The organism is Bacillus sp. FSL W8-0640, from assembly GCF_038007725.1.
In the GTDB taxonomy this organism is placed as follows: Bacteria; Bacillota; Bacilli; order Bacillales; family Bacillaceae_G; genus Bacillus_A; species Bacillus_A cereus.
In genome coordinates, this window is record NZ_JBBOXT010000001.1 from 2,247,605 (window position 1) to 2,270,014 (window position 22,410).

Sequence of the window (22,410 nt, forward strand, 5' to 3'; positions counted from 1 at the left end):
GCCTTACTCTAATATGAGAATAGGCTGCTTTTTTATTATTTCATCTTTGTTGACTAATCAACAAAACAGGGTTATCATTTTGTTGACAAAGCAACAAAACATTTTAAGGAGAGAAGTTAAATGTCTATATTTAGATCACAAAATGAAAGGGAAACTGAAAAAAGCATAGATAAACATGCGTTACTATTCGGACTTATTTCTGTATTTCTTTGTGGTATAGGTTTCAGTATCATCATGCCTGTAGTCCCATTCTTAGTACAGCCATATACAAGTAATCCGGAAGAACAAGCATTAGTTGTTACACTACTAACTTCCGTATATGCGGCCTGTGTGTTTTTAGCTGCTCCAGCACTCGGGGGTTTAAGCGATAAGTATGGCCGTCGTCCATTACTTTTAATATGCTTATTTGGTTCTGCAATTGGGTACTTAGTTTTTGGCATAGGAGGAGCTTTATGGGTATTATTTGCTGGACGCATAATAGAAGGTATAACAGGTGGGAGCATAAGTACTATCTTCGCATATTTTGCAGACATCATTCCGAAAGAGCAGAGAACGAAATACTTTGGATGGGTGAGTGCAGTTGTAGGTGCGGGAACTATTATTGGACCAACTCTTGGGGGGTTACTTGCAAAGTTTGGTCATTCTGTACCTTTATACTTTGGAGCGTTCATAACTTTATTAAATGTTTTATATGGTATGAAATACATGCCTGAGAGTCTTGACAAAAATAACAGGTTAAAAGAGATTACTTTTGTAAGGTTAAATCCTTTTGCACAGCTAGCAAATATACTTTCCATGAAAAATTTAAAATGGTTACTTATCTCAGCGTTTTTACTTTGGATACCTAACGGATCTTTACAAGCAATTTTCACGCAATTTACAATAGATACTTTCAGTTGGAAACCTGCATTAATCGGACTTATGTTTTCAATTTTGGGCTTTCAAGACATTGTTTCACAAAGTTTTATCATGCCAAAGCTTTTAATCAAGCTTAGTGATAAACAAATAGCAATTCTTGGGATGGTTTCGGAGATTATAGGATACAGTTTTATTGCAGCATCAGCTGTATTTTCACTCTCTCCACTACTTATCGTTGGAATGCTAATGTTTGGTTTTGGGGATTCAATTTTCGGGCCTTCATTCAACGGGATGCTTTCAAAGTCTGTCAGTTCTAATGAACAAGGAAGGATTCAAGGTGGAAGCCAATCTATTCAAGCTTTAGCAAGAATGATTGGTCCGATTATTGGAGGACAAATCTATGTATCACTTGGTCATGCCGCACCTGCTTTTATGGGTATGATTCTTATAGTAGCGGCAATAGCAGTTTTGTATAAGGGAACGTATGAAACTGTATAACAGATAGATATAAGAACAAATAAAAGGGAGTCAGAACTTAGGAACAAGTGCTGATTCCCTATTTGTTTACGGTTTGAGAGCTAAGAGAAATGCTTTTGTTTAGGAATTTATTCTGCTATGCTCTCATGGTGAAGGGTAATATTCAGTGAGGTGGAACTATTATTAATTACAGTTAGCCTTATTTGAAAGTAAAAAGGTAGGTAAATGACTAGATAATTTCATTATGCTTGTGCTGAAGTAAATAATGATTCCATCTTTACTTTGCTCTTCTCTCGAATTTCAGCATCTGCATGGCGCATCACATATTTATGCGCTACAGCGATTGCTAAAACATCAGCTAATAAGCCAATCCCAATAATAGCAGCTATATCTGGAATGAAATCGATTGTTAATACGTAATAAGATAAAGCGGCTAATATTATGAATTTTGCCTTAGTAGGTAATTCTTTCTTTTTCATTGTGTAGAATAAAATAATACTTTCATATACGCTAGATTTACCGAGGTTTACAGAGCTTTTTTTGAACTTTTTCCAAAGTGTCTGTTTCTCCATATGAACGCTCCTTTTACAAAAACATAGATTTTTTAAAAGGATGGACAAAGAAGTGAGAGATTAATCAATTTTATTGTTTTTCTTAATTATATATTTCCATAAAAATAGGGGATTACCTGTTTAAAATAATATAATGTGGATTATACAATGATTCACAGTGTTCCGTTACATAGTATATATATGTAAGATGTATGTGGATGATTTAGTTATTATTATGCATTTTATAAGCGGTATGGGGGAAGAAAAATGAAAATAATAGAACTGCCAATTGAATTCGAATTTAACGGGCAAAAACAATGTGTTTATCCAAGTTTAATTATAGTACATAATGAATTAACGTTAGTCGATACAGGATATCCAAGTTTTTTACCTTTAATTGAAAATGCAATATTAAAACATGGATATGAGATGAAAAACTTAAAAAATATAATTATTACTCATTATGATGATGATCATATAGGGTCTGTATACGATTTTAAAGTGAAATATCCTCAAATTAATGTTATTGCTAGTGAAATTGAATCTAACTATATTAGTGGTGATATAAAATCAGAGAGGTTAGTTCAAGCTGAAGAAATGTTAGAACGTATGCCAAATGAAGAAAAAGAATTTGGTAAATGGTTTATACAACAGTTAAAAAATATAAAACATATTTCCGTCGATGAAAAAGTGCATGATGGTCAAATGATTTTGAATAATGAATGTCAAATAGTAGCGACGCCAGGACATACTTCGGGGCATATTTCATTATATTTTCCGAATTTAGATTGTGTAATTACGGGAGATGCGGCTGTTCAAGAGAATCGTGAGTTAGTAATAGCTAATCCGAATTTTTGTTTGGATATAGAAAAAGCGAAACAGTCTTTAAACAGGATTAAAAGTTTTAAAGCAGCAGAGTATTATTGCTATCATGGAGGAAAGCTTACTGTATAAATTAATGAAAATCGGTCTTTCCTAAATCGAAAAGATTGGTTTTTAGTTCATATATTTTGCGATTTCAACCAAATCAGTAACATTATATTTCGGTAAAATTGAAATATATATGTAAAGAAGAATATATATAATTTGAGCAAGAGTATAGGGGGGAGAAGATGGGTTCGTTATTTGATGTAATAGCAGATATCATTTTATTTTATCCTCGAAATGACATGAAATTGAAACATCATATCGCAAAATTAAGTGAATTAGAGTGGTTTCGAAATCTACATGAAGATCTGAAGTATACAAGTTTAATTTGGAGTAATAGAAAAATTAAAAGGTATATTTTGACTTCTATAAATATGGAAGCATTAATAAAATCTGAGAAAAAGCAAAAAGAATTTGTTCATCTAGTACAGGATGAATATAAAAAAAGAAGATAAGAATTTTTTTATTTTTCATATTTGGCGAAACAAATGGTACAATGAAAGCTAATGTGAAAAATAAGGAAAAGAAGTGGTCTATTTGAAAAATTTTTTAGAATTAGGAATTAGTGAAACTTTTAATCATACATTACGTGAAAATGGAATTACAGAAGCAACACCAATTCAAGAGCAGGCAATTCCTGTTATTATGTCTGGTAAAGATATTATTGGGCAGGCAAAAACAGGCACGGGTAAAACGTTAGCATTCGTGTTACCGATTTTAGAAAAAATCGATTCAGAGTCTAGTGATGTTCAGGCTTTAATTGTTGCACCAACAAGGGAACTAGCCCTGCAAATTACAACTGAAATTAAAAAAATGCTTGTTCAAAGAGAAGATATTAATGTACTAGCGATTTATGGTGGGCAAGATGTAGCACAACAATTGAGAAAATTAAAAGGTAATACACATATTGTTGTTGCAACACCAGGACGATTATTAGATCATATACGCCGTGAAACAATTGATTTAAGTAATCTTTCAACGATTGTACTAGATGAAGCGGATCAAATGCTTTATTTTGGTTTCTTATATGATATTGAAGATATTTTAGATGAGACACCAGGTAGTAAACAAACGATGTTATTCTCAGCAACGATGCCAAAAGATATTAAAAAATTGGCGAAGCGTTATATGGATGAACCGCAAATGATTCAAGTACAAAGTGAAGAAGTAACGGTTGATACAATTGAGCAGCGTGTCATTGAGACGACAGACCGTGCAAAGCCAGATGCACTTCGTTTTGTTATGGATCGTGATCAGCCATTTTTAGCTGTTATTTTCTGCCGTACAAAACTTAGAGTAAGTAAACTGTATGATAATTTAAAAGGACTAGGTTATAATTGTGCTGAACTTCATGGTGATATACCTCAAGCGAAACGTGAAAGAGTTATGAAGAGTTTCCGCGAAGCTAAAATTCAGTACTTAATCGCAACGGATGTAGCAGCTCGTGGACTTGATGTAGATGGTGTAACGCACGTATTTAACTTTGACATCCCTGAAGATGTAGAAAGTTATATTCACCGTATTGGCCGAACAGGACGTGCAGGTGGATCAGGTCTTGCAATTACGTTCGTTGCAGCGAAAGATGAAAAACATTTAGAAGAAATTGAAAAAACGCTTGGTGCACCAATACAAAGAGAAATAATCGAACAACCGAAGATAAAACGTGTAGATGAAAACGGAAAACCGGTACCAAAGCCGGCTCCGAAGAAATCAGGTCAAAATCGTCAAAGAGATAGCCGCGAAGGTTCAAGAAGTGAATCAAGACGTGATTCAAGAAATAGCTCAAGAAGTGATTCAAGAAATAGTTCGAGAAATAGTTCTAGAAATGAAAATAACCGATCATTTAATAAGCCAAGTAATAAAAAAGGTAGTACAAAGCAAGGTCAGCAAAGACGTGGCCGTTAAATAGTTATAATTGTAAAAGAGTCGCAAAATATTGTGGCTCTTTTTTGTTTGTATACAACAAGGATGATGGCAAGAAAAAAACAAAATTTCATTCACCGCATTTGAAATTTATAAAGGGAATTTTATAGTCCAAAACCATTAGTGCAAGGGTATTACTATCATTCAGCAGAACACTTTGGTTAAAAGAAAAGGTATTGAAGCGAGCGAGTATTTTCATTATACATTCCGCAATTATTGAAATAGAACAAGAGAAGTTTATGAAGGATTAAACTCGTATTGGTGTACGATCGTTGGAAACTGGAAAACTAATTTGTTAGTTTTGATCGATGAGGAACTCGAGAAGCACCACTGCCATCCTTATGGGGAAATTGCTTACGACGACGATGAAGGTAATGTAGTGATAATATGCGAAATAAGAAAAAGGACTAGCAGTCGTACCTGCCGTCCTTTAATAGGAGAAAAAGTAATCTTGTTTAGAACTACGCATAAACAGAAAATCTGCTTGTAATTAGTTTTACCCTAAATATACGTGTCTATACAAAAAAGGGATAAGTAAAAGATACTTATCCCCGGAAGGGAAATCCCAAGCACCAAAATGGCTCGTATTGGTCTGCAGGTTCAAAAGTAGTATATGTAAAACGAAAAATCTCATACAAAAAGCAGACAACGATTTTGGTTGTCTGCCAGTGAGTTCAATGAGTTAGCTAATTGTGATAATTTGCATCCCCATTGCGAGAAGAGTGAAGCTGCTAGTTCAAACAGCTTGTTGGTATTATTTTCGATTTCTTAAAAAATATACAGAGAAAGTAGATAAGTGAAGAACCTACCTGTTTTTGCTGTAACAAAAGAAAGAGGTATTAGCCGTGGACACGGCGGCTTGAAAATAGTATGTATTTTTATTTGGAAAATATTCACGGGGTGAAGAAACGTGGAATGTTTGATAAAGGTGTTTGTGAAATTAATCAGCTAATTAGTAAAACAAAATAGTTATTTGGAAGAAAAGGAAAATGAATATGAGATGAATTGAAGCTGTTGAAGAATTACTTGAAGTGATGAAAGAATGCTTTTGGAACGGAACATCTTTAAAGGGTGAAGCTAATGATTTTAATATTGTATCTTGGCTGATTGAAGAAGCGACGCGTAAAACAAAATAAAGATTTCATTTTGTAGCAATAGAGAATAGATATGTGTACTTATTGGGGGAAAGTAGATAAAGAGTTCTTTAAGAGGCAAGAACCGGAACAAAATAAAAGAGCGGCTAGCAAAAGCTAACTACTCAATACAAGGAGATACAGAGAAGACTACTTTAAATGAATGTTGGCATACAGCCCACATTCAGTATTGACCGAATATTTATTTTAAATTCAATTTATTTAAAGTAAACATCCCAACAGATAAAATGGTTGCGCCTGCTACAGAACCTAGCCAGTCTCTCCAGCCTAATGTATTTAAAGATGCATCTGTTAAATCCGTAATTAAGAAGATAGCAAACATTAATACACCAAATGCTAAGCATCCCCAAAATGTTTGCAAATATTTAATCATCTTCTTTCGGAACTTGCTCATATAAATCACCCTTATTAATAATTTATATTTTTATAAATAAATTATCACATATACAAAAATTAAAAGTGCGAAATATGCAATATTACATATTGGAACTCAACAAAATACTCCATTGATAAGTACATAGATCGAACGGAGGCATCGTTCTTTTCCTAAAATGAAAGGTGACGATAAGAAACATGAGATACGTTTTAAACAAATTGAGCGGACGTTAAAAAATAAAAATTTATAAAGGAAATAGAAAGTATGGTGTTGTATATGTACGATAATAGGAAACTTTTTGCAAACTAAACATATAATTTTAATAGACCGACAGTCGGTCTGATGGGAAGGAGAACTTGAATGCGAATTGTAAAGGAGTATGAGGAGCGTAGAAAGGAAATTTTAGAAACAGCTGAGCGTTTGTTTCTTACGAAAGGTTATACGAAAACAACCGTGAATGATATTTTAAAAGAAATTGGTATAGCAAAGGGGACGTTTTATCATTATTTTAAGTCGAAGGAGGAAGTAATGGATGAAATCATTATGAGGATTATTAAAGAGGATGTCACTAAGGCGAAAAGGATTGTCTCCAATCCCGATATCCCCGTTTTAGATAAGTTATTTAAAATTTTAATGGAACAATCACCAAAATCAGGAGATGTCAAAGAAAAAATGATTGAACAATTCCATCAACCAAATAATGCAGAAATGCATCAGAAAAGTTTAGTGCAATCCATTATACATTTATCTCCTGTATTAACGGAAGTTTTAGAGCAAGGAATAGAAGAAGGCATATTTTCTACTCCATACCCACAAGAAACAATTGAATTATTACTCTCTTCAGCACAAGTCATATTTGATGATGGTTTATTCCAGTGGAAACCGGAAGAAATGATGAGAAGAGCTAAGGCTTATATTAAAATGATGGAAGTATCTGTTGGAGCGAAAGAAGGGTCCTTTGATTATATGATCGAGGTTTTAATGAAACAGAAATAGCTTTTTTCTGTTTGGGTGTTATAGACCGGCAGTCGGTCTAGACTAAATGAAGGATGTGATGAAGATGCCAGCAAGTATTCAATCTTCCTTGAAAGATTTTCACTTAATGGTAAGTGGTCAAATTATTACTATTTTAGGTTCAACACTATTACGTTTTGCACTGTCTTTATATGTGCTAGATATAACAGAACGTGCCGATATATTTGCAGGGTTATATGCCATAACGAGTATCCCGTTTTTGTTAGCTCCTCTTGGCGGAGCGATAGCAGATCGTTTCAACCGCCGTAATGTAATGGTCATTTTGGATTTTATAAACGCTGCTATTGTATTAAGTTTTATAGTTTTGTTATTAACTGAATCGGTATCTATTTTATTGATTGGAGCAATTATGTTTTTACTAGCAGTCATTAGTGCAATGTACTCACCAGTTGTTATGGCAAGTATTCCGCAATTAGTTCCAGAGAAAAAGTTAGAACAAGCAAACGGTATCATAAATGGTGTGCAAGCATTATCTAATATAGTTGCACCTGTACTAGGAGGAATATTATATGGCATAATTGGTTTGAAAATGCTCGTAATAACAAGTTGTCTTGCTTTCTTTTTATCTGCAATTTTAGAAATGTTTATTACAATACCTTTTATAAAAAGAGCGCAAGAAAGCCATATCATACCGACAATTGTAAAAGATATGAAAAAAGGTTTTCTTTATGTTTTAAAGCAACCTTTTATTTTGAAGGCTATGTTACTTGCAGCTTTACTAAACTTAATTTTGACACCGTTATTTGTTGTTGGAGGACCTATTATGTTACGAGTAACTATGCAGAGTAGCGATACGATGTATGGAATTGGAATGGGATTAATTGATTTTGCAACCATATTAGGGGCATTGTCAATCGGTTTCTTTGCTAAAAAGTTACAGATGAAAACATTATATAATTGGATGCTTATCATAGCTTTATTAGTAATGCCAGTGGCACTATCAGTTACACCGTTTATTCTTAATTTAGGATACTATCCACCATTTATCCTCTTTATACTTTCTTCTCTTCTAATCGCAATGATTATGACAATTGTATCCATTTATGTGATTACTGTAGTCCAAAAGAAAACACCAAATGAAAATCTAGGAAAAGTGATGGCATTTATAACAGCGGTATCTCAATGTATGGCACCAATTGGGCAAGTCGTATATGGTTTTATGTTTGAAGGATTCAGTACGAAAATTTATTTACCTATATTTGCTATTAGTTTCATAATGATAATAATAGCGGTGGTGACGAAGAAAATATTAAGAAATGAAGGGAACTAGCTTCATATGCTTAGAGTATTAGCGAAACCCAATCCTAATCAATTCTTCATCATTTATTTCAATTACGAATCTATATTCTTTGTCTAATAGCCAGTAATAAAAACTGACTGCATCAACGTCAACTAGTGATTGGAATACTTTATCAAGATTTGTACTTACTACAGGGATTTCATAGTTATCCCATATTATAAAAATCTGTTCGTCAAAATCTAGTTGGTTTGCTCTAATAAGGGAAATTAGTTGTTCTTTGTTCGAAGCTATGAATTGATTATCTATCTGTTCCCAATCTATTCTTCCCGAGACAGTTATAGGAAATGAATTCATTAAAATAGTAGCAATTTGCTGGCTTTTTTCTTGGGAGAAAATGAGAGTTTCGTTTCCTAGGGATTCAAGGCATTCACTAAACAAAGGGTTTGTGTCATTGTTGTTTTTGGTTTTCAGTGCTCTTAACTTTTGTCGCAATTTCCATTGTCTTGACGATCTATCATCCATTTTTAACATTCCTTATACAATTATTTAAGAATGAGTATAGCACATAAGGGAAGTCTTTATGAAAAGGAACTTTTTAAATATAAATTAAATAAAAGCGTTATTTGAAAAAAAAGCCTTTTAAGGAAAGATAAGAGGCCATCAAAAAATATAACAACATGAAAATTTTATATTATGTATATACAATTTAAAGAGTTAGTGGAAATAATAAAATGTATAAAATTCTTATAAAAAAGCCCTAGGATTAGGAGATCTAGGGCTTCCTCTGTTGGTATATCTCACACGACATTATAAAAAGAAAAGAACTTAATGAAGATAACACATGAATGTTTCGTAAATGTATCAAAAAAGTGAACAAAAGCGTTATTTTAAGGACCATGATATATCATCAAGGGCTTTATAAATATAACTATACATTCGGTAAAAGAGATATTTTGGATTGTATTTTTGTTTCCAGTTCATAATAATCACCTCTCATACAAATAGTTTAATTATATTATAAGGTTATTAAAGAGAATGTTAAGAAAACTTGATATGAATTAAGGTGAATTTAAACAAACTAGTAATTGTAATTAAAAAGCAGTTAGCTTTTGCTAGCTGCTTCACTCACTGGGAGTTTTTTTATGTAATTTAGATAAAGAAACTAGCTATTAAAAATATTGCTTCTATCAAAATTAGAGAATCAACTAAAATCAAGAACTGTTTTTTCTGTAGCTTTTGAAATTCCTTTATTAATCTAAAAACTGCACTTATTCCGAAACAGATGTATAACAAAATCATTATTATTTTTAGTATTACTAACATTCCTAATATAATTAATTAAGTATCAGAAAATATATCCATGTAAGTTTTTAACAAAAACCTTATTTAAATAGAAAATGCCAGCTGAAATGTCAAGGGTGTATCAGCTGGCACTGAAATAGATATTAAATTTTAATATTAGGTTTTTTAGTTCGTACTTTTGTTCTTATTTCTAGAAGAGATTGTACCAAATATTGCTCCGGACATTGCTCCGATCAAAGTCATAAAAATTGCACTCCATACTGCAAATGACATAATTACACCTCCTAATAATAAAATGCTGCAACTATGTTTTTATTATATATGAATTTTAGTATGTTAAGTGGGGGAAAAGTTAGAAAATTAAACAAAACCGTTAATTAAATTAAAAAAAGAGCCCCGCGATAATGGCTGCAAGGCTTCATAAGGTCGAGTTATGTCGTACTCACAAGGGATTTTAACATGAATGTTGTGGTAAACATACTGGTAAATGTATCTAATTTATTTAGAGCATTTATTTTAAACCAAAACGCTATTTGATAAGTATATGTAAAAAAAGAGCGCCTTGTAAAGGCACTCTTTGCAAAGTCTTTTGTCTACTGTCGTGTTTTTATATTTACAATTCAGTAGCTTTGAAAGTTCGTTATTTTTAACAAAAATTTAATTTTATGGAAATGAAAACCCTAGTTTCCTAGGGTAATGGTATAACAGCCAAATATATTTTATTCTTTTATATCGTAACTTAATTTTACGTTAAAAACATCAGGTAAGTGTAACCAATTGCAGAAAATAAAAGAGCAGCCAGCAAAAGCTAACTGCTTGGTTCTCCAAGGGGAAAGGAGAAAGGTTAGGGATTTCATTAAATGAGTTTTGGCTATTGCCTATCTATATTATTAACGGAATATTGAGTTTTATTCACGAAGAACGATGTTTAACTTAATGCATAGCCAACAATCAAAGTTAGTGTTAAAAACACTGATAATACCAATGTTAGTAAGACTGTTGCTACACTTCTAAGCATCGTAATCCAATTATTCATCTTAGAAAATCCTATGATGTCTGCAAAAAAGTTCCTATTGCTAAAACTAGTAATATAAACAAAGGGTGAATGTGTAATAAATCCGTGAAAAATTTGAATAGTTCAAGTGAAATTTCAAAATATAAACGGAATAGCCCAACGCAAACTAAAGAACAAATAAAGGATCATAGATTGATGTTATGCTTCATAGCTTTTTCCTATGTTATCAAAATAGTTTTACTCAATTTTAATGGAAAATAAAAGAAAAAGATAGCGGTTATAAATTAAAATGAATTTTTTAACAAAATAGATCCTTTGAATAGAAAGTGAAGTTAGGAGAATAGCTAATTTAAAGAAAGGAAAAATTAGAAAAGCTATCATGCGTCGTGCAAAGGCCGTAGAGAAATACCAAGTCGATAAAGTTTGGAGAGGTGTTTTTGTAAAAGCTGGAATAATAATGGTACTTGTAATTATGATTGCAGAAGTTGATCATAGATATGGATTTTATAAGGGAAGCAAGAAAGCTAAAAGTAGAGTAGGAGGTGTGTAATTTGAAAAAAATTTTAGAAGTAAAGCAATTAAATAAAAAATACTCAATAGATGGAAATAGAAATTTCGAATTACTAAAAAATATAGCTTTAAAGATAAATGAAGGAGAGTGTGTATCGTTCATGAGAGCTTCTGGCTCAGGAAAATCGACGTTATTATATAATATTAGTGGAATGGATCAAATGTCATCAGGAAGTGTGAAAGTGAATAGTAAAGAAATATCATGTATGAAAGAAGAGGCGTTAGCAAAAATATACCTTAACGAAATTGACTTTATTTTTCAGCAAAGTATTCTTCTTAAGTGACTCATGTTGTAAAGGTAGCAGCGAAAACAGAAAGAGTTCTTTTTTTGCAGACTGAGAAATTGTTAGTGAAATACGGATGGGGAAATATGAACATGATTATTTGAAAGTACGGGAAGAGAAATTGCTAAAATGGCAAGATGTACTTGGATTTTAAAGAAAAAACTCCTATTGAATGTAGGAGTTTTTCTTTGTTTGAAAGTTCAAAAAGATATATAATAATTTTCTGACTATTAATTTGTGGAGGGGTATTAATGAAAAAATGAAACGTTACACACACAAGAAGACATTTTAAAAATGCTTGATTCATTATTAAGACCTGCAGAACCATTTTGGAATGAATTTTATGAGAATAGAGAAAAGGATGTTCCGTTTTTTGGAAATGTCCCAGATGAGAACCTAGTTTCGTATATACAAAAAGAGAGAGTTTCAAAAGGGAAAGTATTAGAACTTGGGTGTGGTCCAGGTAGAAATGCCATTTATTTAGCGACTCAAGGATTTGATGTAACAGCAGTGGATTTATCTGTAGAAGGCATTAATTGGGCTAAAGAAAGGGCATTGGCAAAAGAGGTAGCAATTCATTTTATTTGTGATTCAATTTTTAATTTAGAGGTTCAAAACGAATTTGATTTTGTATACGATTCGGGCTGTTTGCATCACATTCCACCGCATAGAAGAATAAATTATGTGGATTTAATTAAAAACTCATTAAAATCGGGTGGTTATTTCGGATTAACATGTTTTGCGGCAGGTGATTTAGATGAGCGAAATGGATCGGAAATAACAGATTGGGACGTATATAGAGGGTGGAGTCTACAAGGTGGTCTTGCATACTCGGAAGAAAAGTTAAGAGAGATATTTAAAGAATTTGAGGTAATTGAGATTAGAAGAATGAAACAAATGAAACAACCGAAAGAAATGTTTGGAGAATCATTTCTTTGGACAGCATTATTTAAGAAGAAATAATAAAGTAGATAATTGACAAACTCATCGTTTTTATAGACAATATATTAAAAGGAACGTACGTTTGGTTTTGTTGACGTATGTTTTACATAAATACATAACAAGGGGCTGTCTCCATATGAGTAACGCAAATCAAAAAATTACTACGTTTTTAATGTTTGAGGGCAAAGCTGAGGAAGCAATGAATTTTTATACGTCACTATTTGATCAATCAGAAATTGTAAGTATTTCTCGCTACGATGAAAATGGACCTGGTAAAGAGGGAACTGTAATTCATGCAACTTTTACGCTAAATGGCCAAGAGTTTATGTGTATTGATAGTTATGTAAATCATAATTTTACATTCACTCCAGCTATGTCTCTTTATGTAACTTGTGAGACAGAAGAAGAAATTGAAACGGTCTTTCATAAACTAGCGCAGGATGGAGCGATTCTTATGCCTTTAGGTTCTTATCCGTTTAGTAAAAAGTTTGGCTGGTTAAATGATAAGTATGGTGTATCTTGGCAGTTAACTCTTGCTGAATAAAAAAGAAAAAGCGTAGCTTATTTGTTTGTAAAAGATGTTCATCTTGTATGGAATGAAGTTTCTAGGGTTTTAAAGAATAAAGGTGTTCTTATTGCTGGATTTACAAATCCGTTACTATGGATTTTTGATGATAACCAAGAGCAAAAAGGTATTCTGGATGTTAAACATTCAATTCCTTCATCAACATTGGATTATTTACCAGAGGATGAAGTTCAAGATTACATCGATTCAAATCAAACAATAGAATATGCGCATACTTTAGAAGACCAAATCCAAGGCCAAATTGATGCTGGTTTTGCTATAACAGGTTTTTATGAGGATGATTTTGGTGGAACAAGGATATTAGATAAGCATATTAAAACATTTATTGCGACAAAAGCTATAAAATTAAAGATGGATTAAGAATTTTTGCTTGTCGCACGGGGCGTTAGTCGAAGAAGGCTCTTAAAATAGAAAAGGATGGTACTTTCCATCCTTTTCCTTATGTATTTTGAGTGTCGAAACTATTCTCAAAACAAGTTTTACACTACTAGTTGTATAATTAGGTTATGCTTTTATATTAAGAATTTTGCTGACCGAATCTTTTCCCGAGTTTAGCTAACAATTCAGGTTGATCGCTTTGGCTCATTATAACTTCAATAAAGATAAGTTGATTCTTATTAAAAATTATATTTGCTAAGGTTTCTGCTAATTCTGCTTCATTTTCTACTTTAAAGGTTAGACTTTTTTCTTCTGATCCAAATATCATTGATAGTTTATTGTAATCCCACATCTGTATGTCATTATAAGGTTGGTTTTGTCCGTGAATGGCACGTTCAACAGTGTATCCGTTGTTATTGATTAAAAATATAATCGGTTTTAAATTTTGACGTAGTATAGTTGATAACTCTTGGGCAGTTACTTGGAAAGAACCATCACCAATAATTAAAATGTTGCGCCGTGATAAATTGGCGAGCTGTGTACCAAGTAGAGCGGGCAGTGTATATCCGATAGATCCCCATAATGGTTGTCCTACATATGCAGTGTCATTAGGTAGAGGGATAGCAGCACTACCAAAGAAAGGTGTTCCTTGCTCTACAATTAAGACGTCGTTTTCTTGTAAGAAATGGTACATTTGCTGCCAAAAACGTTTTTGTGTGACCATTTGTGCTTTTGGATTGAACTCTTCAGTAAAAGGTGATGATTCTAAAATAAATGGCTTAACGTCAAGGGTATCTTTATTACGATGCTCAATTGAATCACTTAAATGTTGTAAAACATCCTGCATTACAACTGGACCGTATTTTTTATCTATAATTTTCACAGTGTAGGGATGGATTTCTATAACTTGTTCTTTTGTAAAACCTTGTGTGAAGCCGCCTGTAATAGTATCAGTTAACTTCACACCAATACTAATAATACAATCAGATTCATCAATTCTTTTTCGCAAGTACGGAGAACTTACATCACCAGTATAAACACCTATAAATTGAGGGTGTTTTTCTGGGAATATTCCTTTTCCCATACTGAACGTCGCGATGGGAAACCCAGTTTTTTCTACGAATTGATGTAAACTTTCTTTAGCATGAAATCGATCTACTTCAAAATCAGCTAAAATAACAGGTTTTTTGGCACTATTTATTTTTGAAATGGCATGTAGAAGCATTTTATTTAATGCTTCTTTATTACTTAAAATAGGTTTATTTATAATAGGTTCTGTCGGTTTATTAATTGGTTTATTATACACATCAATCGGCAAATTAATATGAACAGGGCGTTTTTCATTCCAACATGCACGTAAAACACGGTCAATTTCCTCAGCAGCATGCTCAGGTGTTACATTTGTTTGTGCTATAGTGATTTCTCGATACATATTGGAAAAGTGATCGAACTTTCCATCTCCTAACGTATGATGGACGATTGCTCCATTTTCCATTACTTTTGTTGGTGGCGTACCTGTAATTTTTATAACTGGCACGTTTTCCGCATATGAGCCAGCAATACCGTTAATAGCGCTTAATTCTCCAACACCGAAAGTAGTAATAAGAGCGGCGATTCCTTTTATGCGAGCGTACCCATCTGCTGCATATGCAGCATTTAATTCATTACAATTGCCAATCCATTTTAAACTTTTATGTGCTATCACATCATCTAAAAAGGCAAGATTATAATCACCAGGAACCCCAAATATATGTTCAATTCCTAATTCGTGTAGTCTATCCAATAAATATGTACTTACAGTATATTGTTTTTTCAAATGAATCATCTCCTAATTATGCAATGAATGTTTCAATAGACTAAAGAAGTTCTAATGCGTTGATTAAAATATTCATTACTAGATTGTGGTATAATTTACATACAGGGGGAAAGTAGATGACACAACATAAAGAAGAACAGATGAATGAGGCATTAGCATTATTTTATTTTGCATATAAAACATTTACTGAAAAGCCAGATGAAATTATAAAAGAATATGGCATTCAACGAGTACATCATCGAATTTTATTTTTTATCGCACGTTTTCCAGGGATAAGTGTAAATGAGTTATTATCACTATTAGAAATAAGTAAACAAGCTCTCCACGGGCCGCTACGTCAACTTGTGGAAAAGGGCTTAATTGAGAGTAATGAAGCTATGCATGATCGACGTGTGAAACAGTTGTCTTTAACAGAAAAAGGTACAGACTTAGAGAAAAAACTGAGTGATGTACAAAGACAACAAATGGGTGCTATTTTTTCAAAATTTGGTGAATCATGTGAGGACAATTGGCACCAAGTTATGAATGAAATGGCAAATAGCCGATCAGGTTTTGATGCTTGGATATCGAAACGTGAAATACCAGTCGATCAAAAATAATGAAAAAACTTCTGTTTTTATCGTTTGAAAAAGAGCAAATTTTATCCATACATTTGGCAACTATGATTTGGTCATAGAGTGAATGGATAAAAAGATACATTACTAGATACTTTATACGTGTACGCAATGGAACAATAAAATTCACATTTCCGAAAGGGGAATTATAATGATAAAACTTGTACTTATTCGTCACGGACAAAGCTTATGGAATCTTGAAAATCGCTTTACTGGATGGACAGATGTTGATCTATCAGAGAATGGATTAAGTGAAGCGAGAGAAGCAGGAGCAATATTAAAGAAAAACGGATATACTTTTGATGTGGCTTATACATCTGTATTAAAACGCGCAATTCGGACGTTATGGATTGTACTTCATGAGATGGATCTTACTTGGGTTCCAATACATAAATCTTGGAAGCTAAATGAAAGACATTATGGTGCATTGCAAGGGCTGAATAAAGATGAAACTGCTCAAAAGTATGGTGAGGAGCAAGTTCATATTTGGAGAAGAAGTGTTGATGTAAGACCACCGGCTCTTACTGAAGACGATCCTCGATATGAAGCGACTGATCCAAGATATAAAACACTCAAAAAAGGTGAATTTCCATTAACTGAATGTTTAGAGGATACGGAGAAGAGAGTACTTGCTTATTGGCATTCAGAAATTGCGCCGACATTAAAAAGTGGTAATAAAGTAATTATTTCATCACACGGTAACACAATTCGCTCGCTAGTAAAATATTTAGACAACCTTTCAAGTGATGGTGTAGTTTCATTAAATATTCCAACTAGCATTCCGCTTGTTTATGAATTAGACGAAAACTTACGTCCGATTCGTCATTATTATTTAAGTATGGATGGAGAAGTACCTGAAGGGGAAATTCCGAAACATATTTCTTTTTAATACGAAAATTTGAAATGAATGCTTGTCTACATATACAATATAGACTCATGGTAAAGTGAAATTTTAATCAGTGGGGTCTTACTGCCCACAAATAGCAGGATAAAAGACGTGGTACCTTCTAATATATATGCGATGTAGCTAATTTTAGAAGCTTGTCCACGTCTTTTGTCATAAAGAGAGCAGCTTGCGCATGTAATGATATCGTGAGTAGTTTTTGAATGGAGGGTGATGTGATTAATGATCTCTAACATTCGAATTGGCTTATTTGTTTTAGCGATTGTCTTTGTAGTCCTTGTTTTCTTTTATTGGAAAAATGAAGAGTTGTACGAGGAGAAGAAGCAACGTATTAGAAAGACTTGGTATGGTTTGTTTATCATATCTGTCACCGTGTATTTCATGATAAAAGGAATCGATTTAACCCTCTGGAAAAATCTTTTAATGTTTACTGCAATGGTTATTTTTGTTGATATTGCGTTCATTTTAACGCCTAATATTTCAGAAATATGGGGTGCAAAATTTAGCGATATTGGCAAGACAGTTCAATCCATAAAACGATCATTAATTGCATCTAAAGCAAGAGGAGAAATATACACGACAATTATTCAAAATGTTAATCCAGCAGTATTCGGTACGATGGAATGGCATACGGAAGAGGAATATACAAAGAGCTTAAATGCATTTTTAGATTCATATGGGGAAAAGATTGGCGCGAAAATTGTTGTTTTTGAAGCTGCGAAGGAATTAAATACAAACTTTCGTGGTATTCGCTCACAATTTAGTATTATCGTCCCGTTAGAACATATCGAGCAATTGAATGAGCAGAAAGCGGTGCAAGTAGAAAATGTCGGGATTATACCAGCAAAAATAGTAAGTGACGTTTTCATTGTTATTGATGGAAAGAAAAATAACCTGCAAGATCGGGATTTTGAAAATGTATATAATTTAACAATACATCATAGTTATTTTAGTAAATAAGGACAGAATCTTTTTCTGTCCTTTTCTTCTATACATAAATTAAAAACAAAATCCGACAAAGTTGAATAAAATTGGACAATCATTCCTACACTAGCATGTAGAGGTGATTGTAGTGGTAAAAGATTATGACAATGATTTTTTTAAAGAAAATAACGAAGATACAACAGATTTCTCTTTAATAAAAGGGGATACGTTGCAGCAAGTAGAAGAATTAGAAGAAGAATTAAAAAGAAAATCATAAGTGTACACTCTTTCTACATTTGCTATATAATATAAATAAAAGGTTGTATCTTTTTGAAAAGGGGGAGAAGAGATGGCTGAAGTCAATGTACAAAAGTCTTCGTTTTTTAAAGAAAAAAAAGAAGAAACCAATACAGATTTCTCTCTTGTGAAAGGTGCATTAACGGAGAATATAAATCGGTTAGAGAAACTGATGAATAATAGTAGTTCAAAATATATACAGGTGAAAAGAACAAAAGAAAATGCATAGAGCATTTTCTTTTGTTTTTTATTTAATAGTAAACTTATCTTTTACTTTTTTAGGTAAATCTGTTTTCTGAATCTCTTCATAGGACTTTACTTCAATTGATGATATTTCATTGTTGCTATTATCATCTTGATCTACATAAAGGCGTAAAAACGCGTCTTTATTTAATTTATGATTGTTTTCTTTTTTTGTACTTCTAAATGTAATTTGTTTTTTGACGCCATCTTCATCATATGCGGACAGCGTATAGTTTCGTAAGTTTCTATGATCTACTTTTTCGATAGTTCCTTCGCCTTTTATCTGCATGTAATATACATCTTTACCAATTCTATTTAGTGACGCTCTCTCACAGCCAATAGTAAAACTAAAAAATAATAAACATAGTGTAATAATTGCTAAAAACTTTTTCATTTTCTTTATCTCCTTTAATGTGTTTCTTTAAAAAGTATACGACTATTATTAAATGAGAAAAATCGATGTAGATTACAACGCCCTTACAATGTTGTAAGAGTGTTGTACATAAAATGAACAATAAAAGTTAAAAGAAAGATAAAATAATGAATCATGGTATAATGATATGAGACTTACATATTATTTTTTCATTTTGAGAGGAGCTTGAAAAATGTATTCTACTTTAGAACAATTAACAAAGCACCCTGTATTTTTTCATTTTGCAGAAATTTCAAAGATTCCTAGAGGATCAGGTAATGAAAAGGAAATTAGTGATTATTTAGTGGGCTTTGCAAAAGAGCGTAACTTAGAAGTCATTCAAGATGAAGCATTAAATGTCATTATTAAAAAAGAAGCAACAGCTGGTTATGAAAATGTACCAGCTATTATTATTCAAGGTCATATGGATATGGTTTGCGAAAAAAATCAAGCAACAGTACATGATTTTGAAAAAGATCCAATTGAATTACGAATCATTGGGGACATGTTATATGCAAATCAAACAACTTTAGGTGCTGATAATGGTATTGCAGTTGCGTATGCATTAGCTTTATTAGATTCAAAAGAAATTCCGCATCCAGCACTTGAAGTCGTTATCACTACTGAAGAAGAAACGACAATGGGCGGAGCTTTTGCTATTGATCCAAATCATTTTGAAGGAAAGATATTTATAAATATTGATTCTGAAGAAGATCATAAATTACTTGTAAGTAGTGCAGGTGGTGCGAAAGCTGTTGAAACAATTCAAGTAATTTGGGATGAAACGCCAGCGAATATGGATGCATACCGTATATATGTTGGTGGTCTAAAAGGCGGCCATTCTGGTATGGAAATTGATAAACAACGCGGTAATGCGAACAAAGTATTAGGACGAGTATTACGTGATTTATCAGTACATACGGAGTTTTACATAAGTGAAGTTCACGGCGGATTAAAAACGAATGCAATTCCGCGTGAAAGTGTAGCTACAATTTTAATTCGTACAGAAGATGTAGGACAAGTAGAAGAAAAACTAGAATCATGGACACGTGTATTACAAGAAGAAATGCGTGCTGTTGATCCAGATGTTCATGTTACACTGACAAAATTGGATGAAAAAGTTGAAAAAGTATTTGCTAAAGAGACACAAAAGCAGCTTATTTCATCATTATTCTTAATTCCAAATGGCATTCAAAGTATGAGCATGGATATTAAAGGTCTTGTAGAAAGTTCAACAAATTTAGGCGTTATTGAAACGTTGCAAGATGAAATTAAATTACGTAACGAAGTGCGAAGTTCTGTAAGTAGTTTAAAACAACATGTTGCAGAAGAAATCAAATATATTGCTGAATTAGTTGGTGCTACATTTGAAATAGAGTCAGAGTATCCAGAATGGCCATACAATCCAAACTCACAAATTCGTAATTTATTTGAAAAAGTACATCAAGAAAAATACAATAAAGAAATTGAAATCTTCGCTGTACATGCGGGGATTGAGTGTAGCGCATTCGTTCAAAAGATGCCTGAGTTAGATGCAATTTCATTCGGACCAGACATTTTCAACGTCCACACTCCAGATGAACATATCAGTATCTCTTCTGTAGTGAATAACTGGGGATTCTTCATTGATGTAATGAAGGGTACGAAAGAATTAGCTAAGTAATAACAACGAAATAAAAAGGAGTCTATAAAAATTTATAGGCTCCTTTTTTGTATTGGAATTTATCCCACTATTTGCCGGGCAGCTCGATTGGTTCAACTAATAATCAGTGGGGGATGAATAAAACCACTACTGATTAAAGTTTCACTTTATGAGAAGTCATTTTTCGTTAGTATGTAATATTAAGCTTGAACAATTAATAAGGATGAATTGTTGATGTTTTTTAGTACTGATAAAGGGGTGGAGAAATGAAGGGAAGAAATCATTTTATTGTTTGTATGTTTTTATTGTTTTTCACATTTAGTTTTATTGGTGTTCAGAAAATAATAGCAGAAGAAGTTGAATTTTCAGGAACAACAGCTCCATTGAATATAAATGTTAGAGAGGCAAAAAGTTTAAATGCAAATATTGTAGATGTGATTCCCGGAAATACAAAAGTATCTTTTAAAGGATGGGAGTATGGTGAAGCGGTTAAAGATTACTGGACAGGAAATTTAGATAATCGTTGGTTTTATTATTTTAAAGATGGAAAAAAAGTATATGTAACGTCAGCGTATATTAATGGAAATCCCCCAAGTACACCAACAGACCGTAAATTATCTGTACCTAACATATTACAAGAAAGATCAAATTGGTGTTGGGCAGGCACTTCGGTTTCGGTTTTAAATTATTTTGGGAAAACTCCTTCACAAGATCAGTACGTTAGGTATGTTAAGGGTGGATCATATAATAATCCTGCAACTTCACGTGAAATACAATATGGATTATCGGGATATGGTGTTAGCTCAGCTATAAGTTCTGGAGCAAAATCTTATGATTGGTTCAAAAGTCAAATTAATAGTAATCAGCCGATGATTGCACTCATTATGTGGCAAAATGGAGCTAACATCGGACACTTTCTAGTACTTGATGGATTTTATAAAGGGACAAATGGAACAGATTATATAACATACATGGACCCTTGGTATGGTGATCATTATAATCATAATTTCAGTACGTTCCATAACAATAATAATTTTTGGTGGAGTGAAACTGTTTATAATATCCATGCAAACTAATAATATTAAAAGCGGGGGTTCATAAATGGGAAAACTACTTAAGCTTGTGATACTGTGCATGTGCTTAATGACCGTTATTATTTTCGCTAGTAAAATTAGTTATGCATCAAAAAATAAAAGTGAATCAGTACAATCGATCGCATTAAAAGATTATCAATATAGTAAGGGAAGTTCTTCTGAAAATTTAAGTTTTGAAAAAATAACAACATCTCCATTTTCGTTACCAATCTATGAAACAATTCCAGCACAGCAAATTTTAAATAGCTCTGAATTTAAGAATTTACTATTACCAACAAATGAAAAGCTGTGGTTTATTATGAAGGGTGAGCAGCCAGAAGGACTAATTGTTGCGAATGATACTGAACCGATTCGAACGGGCGGAGAAAATAGAAGTAAAGATTTATATGGATTATATAAAGCAATAAAAAATAATACAAATGAAACAAAAGATATTAGTTATTTCGAATTTGAAGGGCAAGGAATATTGGTAGTAAATCAAAATAATGATCAAGAAATATACCTTAGTAAAGGTGCCGCTGCCATATTAAAACTTCCTGCTGGTCAAAAAGTATTGAGCAGTGAAGTAATACAGAAAATGAAAGAGAGAATTGTAACTGGTTTTGAATAGTGGTAATATCTGATTTTTTTTGTTTATACAAGGTTGAATAGGGAACAGGATCAATGGTAGCATTAGGGCATCTTTACTGTTTGAAACCTAATAGTGTATATAAAAAGGTTAGAGAAGTTAATTCTCTAACCTTTTTATATTAATGTCTGAAATTTAAAAAGTGATGGAGTAAACCAAATAATAAAAGTTTGTCTGCTCTTCTATTTTTATTTGCAATTTAAACTCGTTATATTCAG

22 protein-coding genes and 3 pseudogenes are annotated in these 22,410 nt (G+C 32.6%); 19 read left to right on the forward strand and 6 right to left on the reverse strand.

Annotated elements, in window-relative coordinates; all coding sequences use genetic code 11:
- Nucleotides 1-120: 120 nt before the first annotated feature.
- Nucleotides 121-1,356, forward strand: a complete 1,236-nt coding sequence (locus tag N2V80_RS11730) for an MFS transporter (protein ID WP_000021820.1) — start codon at nt 121-123, stop codon at nt 1,354-1,356.
- 221 nt (nt 1,357-1,577) lie between these two features.
- Here the strand turns inward: N2V80_RS11730 and N2V80_RS11735 are convergent, their stop codons facing one another.
- A complete protein-coding gene (locus tag N2V80_RS11735; RefSeq protein ID WP_000415084.1) occupies nt 1,578-1,907 on the reverse strand; it encodes a YkvA family protein in 330 nt (109 codons plus the stop codon).
- Between the two features lie 246 nt (nt 1,908-2,153).
- Here N2V80_RS11735 and N2V80_RS11740 point away from each other — a divergent pair, with 246 nt between their 5' ends.
- From N2V80_RS11740 to N2V80_RS11750, 3 genes are all read left to right on the forward strand, one after another.
- Nucleotides 2,154-2,840, forward strand: coding sequence for an MBL fold metallo-hydrolase (locus N2V80_RS11740; RefSeq protein ID WP_000691169.1), 687 nt, complete (start codon nt 2,154-2,156; stop codon nt 2,838-2,840).
- 158 nt (nt 2,841-2,998) lie between these two features.
- Nucleotides 2,999-3,268 carry a hypothetical protein gene (locus N2V80_RS11745; RefSeq protein WP_000535034.1) on the forward strand — a complete coding sequence of 90 codons (270 nt, stop codon included), beginning with the start codon at nt 2,999-3,001 and terminating at the stop codon, nt 3,266-3,268.
- Between the two features lie 73 nt (nt 3,269-3,341).
- Nucleotides 3,342-4,718: a DEAD/DEAH box helicase gene (locus N2V80_RS11750; protein ID WP_061654578.1), complete on the forward strand. Its 1,377-nt coding sequence runs from the start codon at nt 3,342-3,344 to the stop codon at nt 4,716-4,718.
- Nucleotides 4,719-6,071: 1,353 nt separating this feature from the next.
- On the opposite strand, the gene N2V80_RS11755 is transcribed toward N2V80_RS11750, so the two are convergent.
- A complete protein-coding gene (locus N2V80_RS11755) occupies nt 6,072-6,284 on the reverse strand; it encodes a hypothetical protein (protein ID WP_000033159.1) in 213 nt (70 codons plus the stop codon).
- 342 nt (nt 6,285-6,626) lie between these two features.
- Here N2V80_RS11755 and N2V80_RS11760 point away from each other — a divergent pair, with 342 nt between their 5' ends.
- Both N2V80_RS11760 and N2V80_RS11765 read left to right on the forward strand, forming a co-directional pair.
- Nucleotides 6,627-7,262 carry a TetR/AcrR family transcriptional regulator gene (locus N2V80_RS11760; RefSeq protein ID WP_001223580.1) on the forward strand — a complete coding sequence of 212 codons (636 nt, stop codon included), beginning with the start codon at nt 6,627-6,629 and terminating at the stop codon, nt 7,260-7,262.
- Nucleotides 7,263-7,326: 64 nt separating this feature from the next.
- Nucleotides 7,327-8,571, forward strand: a complete 1,245-nt coding sequence (locus N2V80_RS11765) for an MFS transporter (RefSeq protein WP_001111710.1) — start codon at nt 7,327-7,329, stop codon at nt 8,569-8,571.
- A gap of 18 nt (nt 8,572-8,589) precedes the next feature.
- Here N2V80_RS11765 and N2V80_RS11770 read toward each other — a convergent pair whose 3' ends face one another.
- The gene (locus tag N2V80_RS11770) at nt 8,590-9,063 is read right to left on the reverse strand and encodes a CDI toxin immunity protein (protein ID WP_000342728.1); all 474 of its coding nucleotides are present in this window, start codon (nt 9,061-9,063) and stop codon (nt 8,590-8,592) included.
- 1,708 nt (nt 9,064-10,771) lie between these two features.
- A pseudogene (locus N2V80_RS11775) lies at nt 10,772-11,037 on the reverse strand (hypothetical protein).
- 185 nt (nt 11,038-11,222) lie between these two features.
- Here N2V80_RS11775 and N2V80_RS11780 point away from each other — a divergent pair.
- From N2V80_RS11780 to N2V80_RS11800, 5 genes and pseudogenes are all read left to right on the forward strand, one after another.
- Complete coding sequence (locus N2V80_RS11780) at nt 11,223-11,408, forward strand: DUF3983 domain-containing protein (protein WP_254905685.1); 186 nt, start codon at nt 11,223-11,225, stop codon at nt 11,406-11,408.
- Between the two features lies 1 nt (nt 11,409).
- A pseudogene (locus N2V80_RS11785) lies at nt 11,410-11,709 on the forward strand (ATP-binding cassette domain-containing protein); the annotation flags it as partial.
- Between the two features lie 297 nt (nt 11,710-12,006).
- Nucleotides 12,007-12,675, forward strand: coding sequence for a class I SAM-dependent methyltransferase (locus N2V80_RS11790; RefSeq protein WP_061655971.1), 669 nt, complete (start codon nt 12,007-12,009; stop codon nt 12,673-12,675).
- A gap of 115 nt (nt 12,676-12,790) precedes the next feature.
- A complete protein-coding gene (locus N2V80_RS11795) occupies nt 12,791-13,198 on the forward strand; it encodes a VOC family protein (RefSeq protein WP_000063589.1) in 408 nt (135 codons plus the stop codon).
- A 12-nt stretch (nt 13,199-13,210) separates the two neighbouring features.
- Nucleotides 13,211-13,600: pseudogene (locus N2V80_RS11800) on the forward strand (SAM-dependent methyltransferase); the annotation flags it as partial.
- A gap of 157 nt (nt 13,601-13,757) precedes the next feature.
- Here N2V80_RS11800 and N2V80_RS11805 read toward each other — a convergent pair.
- On the reverse strand, nt 13,758-15,443 hold the full coding sequence (locus N2V80_RS11805; protein WP_061655972.1) for an alpha-keto acid decarboxylase family protein: 1,686 nt from the start codon (nt 15,441-15,443) through the stop codon (nt 13,758-13,760).
- Nucleotides 15,444-15,550: 107 nt separating this feature from the next.
- Here N2V80_RS11805 and N2V80_RS11810 point away from each other — a divergent pair, with 107 nt between their 5' ends.
- The 5 genes from N2V80_RS11810 to spoIISB all read left to right on the forward strand — a co-directional run bounded on the left by N2V80_RS11810 (nt 15,551) and on the right by spoIISB (nt 18,402).
- A complete protein-coding gene (locus tag N2V80_RS11810) occupies nt 15,551-16,033 on the forward strand; it encodes a MarR family winged helix-turn-helix transcriptional regulator (protein ID WP_000191888.1) in 483 nt (160 codons plus the stop codon).
- Between the two features lie 166 nt (nt 16,034-16,199).
- The gene (gene gpmA, locus N2V80_RS11815) at nt 16,200-16,937 is read left to right on the forward strand and encodes a 2,3-diphosphoglycerate-dependent phosphoglycerate mutase (RefSeq protein ID WP_000594152.1); all 738 of its coding nucleotides are present in this window, start codon (nt 16,200-16,202) and stop codon (nt 16,935-16,937) included.
- A gap of 237 nt (nt 16,938-17,174) precedes the next feature.
- Nucleotides 17,175-17,912 carry a type II toxin-antitoxin system SpoIISA family toxin gene (locus N2V80_RS11820; protein ID WP_000624977.1) on the forward strand — a complete coding sequence of 246 codons (738 nt, stop codon included), beginning with the start codon at nt 17,175-17,177 and terminating at the stop codon, nt 17,910-17,912.
- Nucleotides 17,913-18,024: 112 nt separating this feature from the next.
- A complete protein-coding gene (locus tag N2V80_RS11825; protein ID WP_000237820.1) occupies nt 18,025-18,153 on the forward strand; it encodes a hypothetical protein in 129 nt (42 codons plus the stop codon).
- 72 nt (nt 18,154-18,225) lie between these two features.
- The gene (gene spoIISB / locus N2V80_RS11830) at nt 18,226-18,402 is read left to right on the forward strand and encodes a stage II sporulation protein SB (protein WP_000852632.1); all 177 of its coding nucleotides are present in this window, start codon (nt 18,226-18,228) and stop codon (nt 18,400-18,402) included.
- A gap of 18 nt (nt 18,403-18,420) precedes the next feature.
- On the opposite strand, the gene N2V80_RS11835 is transcribed toward spoIISB, so the two are convergent.
- Nucleotides 18,421-18,810: a YxeA family protein gene (locus N2V80_RS11835; protein ID WP_000713867.1), complete on the reverse strand. Its 390-nt coding sequence runs from the start codon at nt 18,808-18,810 to the stop codon at nt 18,421-18,423.
- Nucleotides 18,811-19,021: 211 nt separating this feature from the next.
- Between N2V80_RS11835 and pepD the strand changes: the two genes are divergently transcribed.
- The 3 genes from pepD to N2V80_RS11850 all read left to right on the forward strand — a co-directional run bounded on the left by pepD (nt 19,022) and on the right by N2V80_RS11850 (nt 22,174).
- Complete coding sequence (pepD, locus tag N2V80_RS11840) at nt 19,022-20,491, forward strand: beta-Ala-His dipeptidase (protein WP_000287515.1); 1,470 nt, start codon at nt 19,022-19,024, stop codon at nt 20,489-20,491.
- Between the two features lie 245 nt (nt 20,492-20,736).
- Complete coding sequence (locus tag N2V80_RS11845; protein ID WP_000678508.1) at nt 20,737-21,546, forward strand: papain-like cysteine protease family protein; 810 nt, start codon at nt 20,737-20,739, stop codon at nt 21,544-21,546.
- Nucleotides 21,547-21,571: 25 nt separating this feature from the next.
- Nucleotides 21,572-22,174: a hypothetical protein gene (locus N2V80_RS11850; protein ID WP_000517260.1), complete on the forward strand. Its 603-nt coding sequence runs from the start codon at nt 21,572-21,574 to the stop codon at nt 22,172-22,174.
- The last annotated feature ends 236 nt before the right edge of the window (nt 22,175-22,410 follow it).

Coding starts and splice junctions, on each gene's coding strand:
- N2V80_RS11730 (WP_000021820.1), top strand. CDS start 121: ATGTCTATATTTAGATCACAAAATGAAAGGGAAACTGAAAAAAGCATA.
- N2V80_RS11735 (WP_000415084.1), bottom strand. CDS start 1,907: ATGGAGAAACAGACACTTTGGAAAAAGTTCAAAAAAAGCTCTGTAAAC.
- N2V80_RS11740 (WP_000691169.1), top strand. CDS start 2,154: ATGAAAATAATAGAACTGCCAATTGAATTCGAATTTAACGGGCAAAAA.
- N2V80_RS11745 (WP_000535034.1), top strand. CDS start 2,999: ATGGGTTCGTTATTTGATGTAATAGCAGATATCATTTTATTTTATCCT.
- N2V80_RS11755 (WP_000033159.1), bottom strand. CDS start 6,284: ATGAGCAAGTTCCGAAAGAAGATGATTAAATATTTGCAAACATTTTGG.
- N2V80_RS11760 (WP_001223580.1), top strand. CDS start 6,627: ATGCGAATTGTAAAGGAGTATGAGGAGCGTAGAAAGGAAATTTTAGAA.
- N2V80_RS11765 (WP_001111710.1), top strand. CDS start 7,327: ATGCCAGCAAGTATTCAATCTTCCTTGAAAGATTTTCACTTAATGGTA.
- N2V80_RS11770 (WP_000342728.1), bottom strand. CDS start 9,063: ATGGATGATAGATCGTCAAGACAATGGAAATTGCGACAAAAGTTAAGA.
- N2V80_RS11790 (WP_061655971.1), top strand. CDS start 12,007: ATGCTTGATTCATTATTAAGACCTGCAGAACCATTTTGGAATGAATTT.
- N2V80_RS11795 (WP_000063589.1), top strand. CDS start 12,791: ATGAGTAACGCAAATCAAAAAATTACTACGTTTTTAATGTTTGAGGGC.
- N2V80_RS11805 (WP_061655972.1), bottom strand. CDS start 15,443: ATGATTCATTTGAAAAAACAATATACTGTAAGTACATATTTATTGGAT.
- N2V80_RS11810 (WP_000191888.1), top strand. CDS start 15,551: ATGACACAACATAAAGAAGAACAGATGAATGAGGCATTAGCATTATTT.
- gpmA (WP_000594152.1), top strand. CDS start 16,200: ATGATAAAACTTGTACTTATTCGTCACGGACAAAGCTTATGGAATCTT.
- N2V80_RS11820 (WP_000624977.1), top strand. CDS start 17,175: ATGATCTCTAACATTCGAATTGGCTTATTTGTTTTAGCGATTGTCTTT.
- spoIISB (WP_000852632.1), top strand. CDS start 18,226: ATGGCTGAAGTCAATGTACAAAAGTCTTCGTTTTTTAAAGAAAAAAAA.
- N2V80_RS11835 (WP_000713867.1), bottom strand. CDS start 18,810: ATGAAAAAGTTTTTAGCAATTATTACACTATGTTTATTATTTTTTAGT.
- pepD (WP_000287515.1), top strand. CDS start 19,022: ATGTATTCTACTTTAGAACAATTAACAAAGCACCCTGTATTTTTTCAT.
- N2V80_RS11845 (WP_000678508.1), top strand. CDS start 20,737: ATGAAGGGAAGAAATCATTTTATTGTTTGTATGTTTTTATTGTTTTTC.
- N2V80_RS11850 (WP_000517260.1), top strand. CDS start 21,572: ATGGGAAAACTACTTAAGCTTGTGATACTGTGCATGTGCTTAATGACC.